Source organism: Deltaproteobacteria bacterium (assembly GCA_016874775.1).
Lineage (GTDB): Bacteria > Desulfobacterota > Binatia > Bin18 > Bin18 > VGTJ01.
This window is the reverse complement of record VGTJ01000269.1, coordinates 1-5,217: the sequence shown is the minus strand read 5'-3', so window position 1 is coordinate 5,217 and position 5,217 is coordinate 1. Positions and strand designations below refer to the sequence as shown.

General features: G+C 54.3%; 8 protein-coding genes. 2 read left to right on the top strand and 6 right to left on the bottom strand.

Translation table 11 applies throughout. The annotated features are described in order from the left end of the window. Positions 1-265: 265 nt before the first annotated feature. The 3 genes from FJ147_26940 to FJ147_26930 form a co-directional block, all read right to left on the bottom strand. Positions 266-982 carry an Rpn family recombination-promoting nuclease/putative transposase gene (locus FJ147_26940; GenBank protein ID MBM4259524.1) on the bottom strand — a complete coding sequence of 239 codons (717 nt, stop codon included), beginning with the start codon at positions 980-982 and terminating at the stop codon, positions 266-268. A gap of 39 nt (positions 983-1,021) precedes the next feature. Continuing rightward, complete coding sequence (locus FJ147_26935; protein ID MBM4259523.1) at positions 1,022-1,117, bottom strand: DUF2887 domain-containing protein; 96 nt, start codon at positions 1,115-1,117, stop codon at positions 1,022-1,024. Between the two features lie 97 nt (positions 1,118-1,214). After that, positions 1,215-1,700 (bottom strand): hypothetical protein, encoded by a 486-nt coding sequence (locus tag FJ147_26930; GenBank protein MBM4259522.1) that lies wholly within the window; start codon positions 1,698-1,700, stop codon positions 1,215-1,217. A gap of 191 nt (positions 1,701-1,891) precedes the next feature. On the opposite strand from FJ147_26930, the gene FJ147_26925 reads away from it, so the two are divergent. After that, a complete protein-coding gene (locus FJ147_26925) occupies positions 1,892-2,749 on the top strand; it encodes a methyltransferase domain-containing protein (protein MBM4259521.1) in 858 nt (285 codons plus the stop codon). Positions 2,750-2,865: 116 nt separating this feature from the next. On the opposite strand, the gene FJ147_26920 is transcribed toward FJ147_26925, so the two are convergent. From FJ147_26920 to FJ147_26910, 3 genes are read right to left on the bottom strand one after another with little or no spacing between them, the layout of a single operon-like run. Continuing rightward, positions 2,866-3,885 carry an LLM class flavin-dependent oxidoreductase gene (locus FJ147_26920; GenBank protein ID MBM4259520.1) on the bottom strand — a complete coding sequence of 340 codons (1,020 nt, stop codon included), beginning with the start codon at positions 3,883-3,885 and terminating at the stop codon, positions 2,866-2,868. Positions 3,886-3,933: 48 nt separating this feature from the next. Next, complete coding sequence (locus tag FJ147_26915) at positions 3,934-4,338, bottom strand: DUF86 domain-containing protein (protein ID MBM4259519.1); 405 nt, start codon at positions 4,336-4,338, stop codon at positions 3,934-3,936. Continuing rightward, entirely contained in the window at positions 4,326-4,655 is a 330-nt protein-coding gene (locus tag FJ147_26910; protein ID MBM4259518.1) for a nucleotidyltransferase domain-containing protein, read from the bottom strand. Before FJ147_26910 ends, FJ147_26915 begins: the two co-directional genes overlap by 13 nt. A gap of 99 nt (positions 4,656-4,754) precedes the next feature. Between FJ147_26910 and FJ147_26905 the strand changes: the two genes are divergently transcribed. After that, positions 4,755-5,111: a hypothetical protein gene (locus tag FJ147_26905; GenBank protein ID MBM4259517.1), complete on the top strand. Its 357-nt coding sequence runs from the start codon at positions 4,755-4,757 to the stop codon at positions 5,109-5,111. Positions 5,112-5,217 lie beyond the last annotated feature (106 nt).

The window sequence follows — 5,217 nt, the reverse complement described above, 5'->3', positions numbered from 1 at the left end:
CCTGCACTGGGTGTTAGATGTCGTGTTTCGCGAAGATGCCCGCCGGGTCTATGATCGCACGACGGCGGAGAACCGGGCGTTCCTCAACCGCTTGGCCGTCTCGCTCTTACGCGGGGACCCCGGCAAAGGTTCGCTCAAAGTTAAGCGCAAACGCCCAGGCTGGCACCTGTCCTACCTCGCCCAACTCCTCGGGTTTCCCTGCACTTGAAGCGCGTTTTCCGTGTGCTTCAGATCAATCTCTGTCCAATGCGGCATGCCACAATCCTTATTCCTGGGAGTGAGTCGCCAGCCACTGCTCCAGATCTGCCAGTCCACGAAACTCTAACAAGGCTTCACCCAATGCTTCGAGTTGCGGCAGACTCAAACGCGCAATCTGCTCTCGCACGGTTGGCGTCAGGTCGCCACAACGGCGTTGCAACAAACGCAGAATCAGAAGCACCCCTTCTTCTTGCCGTCCTTCTTGCCGTCCTTCCGCAAGAACATCTTGATAGAAACGAGACTGTTTGAGATCAGCGTCGGTTAGCTCTAACATCTTCTGAATCACCTCCCGATTCAACATGGGTAGTTTATACGCCAAAATCGTCTCGACCAAGTCTACTATGTTCGGCACCCGTCCTCCATCCTCCTTCTGTGCCAGTACTGCCTGCGCCTCAGCAATTGCCTGGTGCGGCTCGGCCAGCAGTACGCCCATCACTCGTTGCATCACCGTCTGCCGTGGCTGCGCCCATTCATCCAAATATACGCGGGTCACCTGCTCGCTGTTCAGCAGTACTTGATAATGGCGATGCAGACCGGGGTCAACGTTACGACTGGGATAGATCACTACCGCCTGCCACGGCTGCACTGGCTGATGGAGCCGCAAATAGAGAAACACTTCGGCGAACAAGCGTGAGTACAACTCTGGGTCGAGCTGGAACTGCACTTCGACAAAGAACAGCGGCCAGTCTGGTTGGTCCTCGGGCGGGCGAAAGATACCATCGATGCGGAAGGCCGTCTGTTTGAGTTCCTCAGAGGTGAACTGCTAGTGATCGGCCTGTTCAGTGGGGCGGTCGAGCAAGGCAAAGAACAACTGCGGCACGCTCTGAAACAAATGGTAGAAGACGGAATCAGTTTTCATTGGCGCGCATGCTCTGGCCTCTGCCTTCGGGCTGCAAGAGAATGAGTGAAGAATCAAGGCGGCGATGGCTCGTCTGACTCTTCACTCGTAGTTACACTTACGCCGCTTTTGCCATTCTCCGTGCCGGAGCTGCTTTGGCTTTGGCTGGTGCTTTCTTGCTCGCACCCTTGTTGGCGTTGTCAACCAGTTTCTGGATCATCCGCCAATCCAGAATGCCGGTGATCTTGCCGGTCTTATCGTGGAAGGCCACTGGGCCGTACACATTCGCCAGGTATACGGTATCCATCGGATGGGTCGTTGCTTCGTGCACCGCACCGGCAGACTCATACACCCAATCACCCTCACGCGCAGAACCACCACGGTAGTCAAACCCACCCGAGATCACATAGAAGTCGGCGGGACCCACGTGGGTGTGAGGTGCGTTCACTTGACCAGCCTTGGCGCGCACTAATGCGCTCCAGGCGCCAGTCTCTTTGCTAATGCGCAGCACCAGGAATTCATTACCATCACCAGCACTAATCCACTTCCCGTTTTTCGTTCGCACGAGTGCCGCACCAATTGAGTCATATTGCGTTTTTGCCATTACCTGTTCCTCCTTTAGAGATTTCGGCTTGTCTATTTGTTACTGCCAGTGCGCTCCAAAAAGTGCAAGGGTCCTTTCATTCACGGCGTAAACAGGGGTGGGTTCAGCAGAGTGGTTATGTTATCTGCAATAAACAAGAGGGGCCGAGTGAGGAAGAATGTGGCCCACAATAACAAGCGAAGGAGTACGACGTGGAAGCAACAACCAATCAAGAACAGATTCGCTATTGGAATGAGCAAGGTGGTCCCAAGTGGGTGCTGCTTCAGGAGAAGCTCGATGCGCAAATTGGTCCCCTTGGGCTCGTCACACTGCAACGAGCAGCGATACAACCCGGTGAACGGGTCATTGATGTCGGCTGTGGTTGTGGTCAGACATCCCTTGAGCTGGCCGAACACGTGGGGCCGAATGGCTTCGTTTTAGGTATCGATATCTCCGAACCGATGTTGGGTCGTGCTCGCGAACGTCAGCACGCACGCGGATTCACAAACGTTGAGTTCCGTACCGCCGATGCGCAAACTCATCAGTTTGACCGCGAGCGTTTCGACGTCCTCTTCTCCCGTTTCGGAGTGATGTTCTTTGAAGATCCGACTACTGCGTTTCGGAACTTGCAGACATCCTTACGGCCCAACGGTCGTCTCACGTTCGTTTGTTGGCAGGCACTCGACAAAAATGATTGGGCTCGGGTTCCTCTCAAAGCAGCACTCCAACACGTCCCACCACCCACGCCACCTGCGCTAGGGGCACCCGGTCCTTTTGCCTTCGCTGATCCAGAGCGAGTGCGCAAAATTTTGACAGATGCAGGCTTTACTGCCGTGCAGTGCGAACCGTATGAAGCGGCACTGAACCTTGGTGGTGCCATCACCGTGGCTGAATCTGCCGAGTTCTCACTTGAAGTTGGTCCAGTGTCACGTTTGGTCGCAGAGGCAGACCCGACGGTACGGCCTCGTGTGGTCCAATCAGTTCGTGAGGCTCTTACCCCGTATGCCAGTTCTGAGGGAGTTCGCGTCCCCGGTGCGGTGTGGATCGTGCAGGCGCGACGGAAGGATTGAGCAGGAGCCCCCGTATCATTGGCAGTTCGTCATTCCCGCGAAAGCGGGAATCCAGTTTTATTTCTCCTGGATTCCGGGTCGCGGCCTGCGGCCTTGCCCGGAATGACGGTCGGTCCTTATCCCCGAAAGCTCGGCATAATCTCCTTCGCAAACAATTCCAACGACCGCGTCGACTTCTGTGGGTCCATACCGGGCATCTGCGTGCCGATCACAAAATGTGTACAGGCATGGCGCTTGAAAAACGGCTCCATCTTGCGTGCAACCTGATCCGGCGTACCGATCATCGCTGCACGACCAAACCCGGAGTGACGCAACTCACTCGGGCTCTTGAATTTCCAGAAGTCTTTGTCGCCTGGCGCGTCGTTCGCCTCAGCGAGAATCTTGCCGTAGTATTCCATCGAGTTAAACAGATGATCCTGGATATCCGCCCACGCTTGGTCCTCACTCGGCGCAAGATACACCAAGCCAATCTGTCCGATGTTGAACTGCGTAGGGTCATAGCCATGCGCTTTCAGTGTTTCACGATACAGCGGCGCAGGATCAGGCCCGAGCGTTGCCATCAGATGTGCACCCATCCGTGCGACTCGTTGCACCGCCTTTTCTGCCCGTGCGCCCAGCCAAAGGGGAATATGCGGTTGCTGCACCGGGCGCGGAATAATCGTCATATCTTTCACTTGGGTAAACTTGCCATTGAAGGTGACCTTCTCTTCAGTCCACAGGCGACGGACTAAATCCACCCCTTCAGCCAGTCGCGCAGAGCGCTCTTTGCGGTCCATACAATGCGCAGTGAATTCTTCGGCAGCATAGCCTTGCCCAGCGCCGAGATCGAAACGCCCATTGGAGATAATATCGATACAAGTTGTTTCTTCAGCGACCCGCACCGGATTACGAAATGGTATCAGCATCACATACGTACCGATACGAATGCGACTGGTGCGCGCAGCAATCGCGGCGGCTGTTGTCAGTGGAGCTGGATTGTAGCCATCTTCCGCAAAGTGATGCTCAGCTAACCAGACGTTATCATAGCCCAGCTCTTCAGCGCGCACGATTTGATCGAGGATCTCTTTATAAAACTGCGGCCACGGTCTCCGCCATTGGCGTGGGTTGCGAAAGTCATGAATGATGCCGAATTTCATTGTGTTGCCCTTCTGTTGATGAGCGTCGAATGTTACTCACTAACTGTTCTACTCTTGCTGCTTCAATCGTTCCTCTATCGCGCTCAGCCAGCCGGTAAGGAAGTCAGCATAGGAGGGAAGATGTTGGTAAATTTCTTCAGCTAAAGATTCGTTATACGTATGTACGGTCAGGTTACGGTCGTCAATCATTTCCAAGCCGACAGTCGCCCGCTCATCAGTGATCAATCCGACCTCACGACTTGCACGAATGCTGCCCTTAGGAGAACCGATGCTCAATCCCTCGACTTCCTGCAAATATCGCTGCGCAGCTTTCCATACCGCTTCGCAGGTATATTCAAATCGTTGAATCGCCGCGTCTCGTTCTATCTGCGAGGGGCCTTCAATGGCGAGGACCTCCTGAAGCGTTCCTAACGCGTGCTGAGCAACGGCTAGGCGTTCCTTCAATCGCTCCACAACACGCCCTCGGCTATGACACGCTGGCGGAATTCAGGAGATGTATGAGTAAGATCGACCACATCGACGCGGTACGGCACATGACTTTCCTCTAAACGTTCACGCAACTGAGCCAGCGTTCCACGAGGAAGCGTGGTTTGAGGATCGAGAGCCACATCAATATCGGAGATACGTGTCGCCTCTCCTCGCGCCCATGACCCAAAGAGGTACACTCTCACTTTTTTGTCACCGACCGCAGCAAGAACAATGCGCCGCACCTCCGCAAGGGCTTTCGCTGTTATGGCAGATATTGAGGTTTCTTGGTGGCCGTTCCGCATGCGTCTTTCCTTACCCGACTTTCTGTCACGATTGAACCACACCAGCGAGATTTTGCAATCGAAACAGTGTATGTACCGGCATCAACTCTGGAGGAAGACATGTATCGTCAATTCACTTGTCTTGTGTTCGCACTTGGTCTTTTGTCATCTTTGCAGATACCAACTGACGTTGTCGCTGCAGAGGCGGCCAAAGGGCTTACTACAGTGACTGGCATCAAAGTTGGCCACCACACACTTAGTGAACGTCCAACGGGCTGTACAGTTGTCCTTATCGAAGCTGGAGCGGTCGCGGGTGTTGACGTTCGTGGCTCTGCACCAGGCACACGCGAGACAGACTTGCTGAATCCCATCAATATGATTGAGCACGTGCATGCGATTGTTCTTGCCGGTGGCAGTGCATTTGGCCTTGATACCGCAAGCGGTGTCATGCGCTACTTAGGCATGGGCAAGAATTAAGTTACCGATTAAGAGCGAGGAAGAAGCGTATAGTTCCAATCGCCATGAAACTTACCGGGTTTGATATTGAGCGCTTGAAACTCATCGTCGGAGACCTGTAGGCCTT

Bases quoted from the DNA above. Each gene is read 5' to 3' on its own strand.
- FJ147_26935 (MBM4259523.1), bottom strand. From the start codon at position 1,117: ATGAAAACTGATTCCGTCTTCTACCATTTGTTTCAGAGCGTGCCGCAG.
- FJ147_26930 (MBM4259522.1), bottom strand. From the start codon at position 1,700: ATGGCAAAAACGCAATATGACTCAATTGGTGCGGCACTCGTGCGAACG.
- FJ147_26920 (MBM4259520.1), bottom strand. From the start codon at position 3,885: ATGAAATTCGGCATCATTCATGACTTTCGCAACCCACGCCAATGGCGG.
- FJ147_26910 (MBM4259518.1), bottom strand. From the start codon at position 4,655: ATGCGGAACGGCCACCAAGAAACCTCAATATCTGCCATAACAGCGAAA.
- FJ147_26905 (MBM4259517.1), top strand. From the start codon at position 4,755: ATGTATCGTCAATTCACTTGTCTTGTGTTCGCACTTGGTCTTTTGTCA.